The sequence below is a fragment of the Terrisporobacter othiniensis genome, assembly GCF_000808015.1.
GTDB classification, from domain to species: domain Bacteria; phylum Bacillota; class Clostridia; order Peptostreptococcales; family Peptostreptococcaceae; genus Terrisporobacter; species Terrisporobacter muris.
Window position 1 is genome coordinate 1 of the sequence record NZ_JWHR01000036.1, and the last position, 643, is coordinate 643.

Consider the following 643-nt stretch of genomic DNA (forward strand, 5'->3'; position numbering starts at 1 on the left):
CTATAATAAAGTAAAAAGATATTGGAAGTTTTACAAAATTAGAAAGCTCTATATAAACAAAGGATGAAAGGGAAGAAACGATTCATAGTAACGATGCTATTCTTTATCAACATCATTATGTTGGTAGCCGCCGTTATTCCCCATCACCACCACCCCAACGGGATGATCTGCATGAAGCAGGACCAACCGGTAGAGCAGCAATGCCCCAACCACCATCATCACCCCGCAAGCGATTCATGTTGCAGCAGCGAATGCATGACCCGCTTCCACTCCCCCATCCCCTCCGTGCACACGGACAGCGGACCGAATTACGTATTCGTCGCCACCCTGTTTACGGATACGATCATCGAACATTTATTACGACCGCAGGAAAGACGAGTCAAAAATTACTACATCTATCGTGAATCCCTGCACGGTACGAAAATACCTCGTACCTCCTCCCTTCGAGCCCCTCCCTACTCTGTTTTTGCGTAATGACGTAAATGCAAGCAAGTTGCATCTGCGTTACTCTATCTTTGTAGCGTACAAAAACAGTAAAACTTAGTAGGAAAACAACATTTATGAAGAAACTTATCTTTATAGGAGTCGTGGGATTATTCGTCCTGGGCTCTTGCAACAGTAAAAATACTGGTCATGAAGGACA

At 44.2% G+C, this 643-nt stretch carries 1 protein-coding gene; it reads left to right on the forward strand.

The annotated features are described in order from the left end of the window. Window positions 1–63 precede the first annotated feature (63 nt). On the forward strand, window positions 64–474 hold the full coding sequence (locus QX51_RS19830) for a DUF6769 family protein (protein ID WP_011108102.1): 411 nt from the start codon (window positions 64–66) through the stop codon (window positions 472–474). The last annotated feature ends 169 nt before the right edge of the window (window positions 475–643 follow it).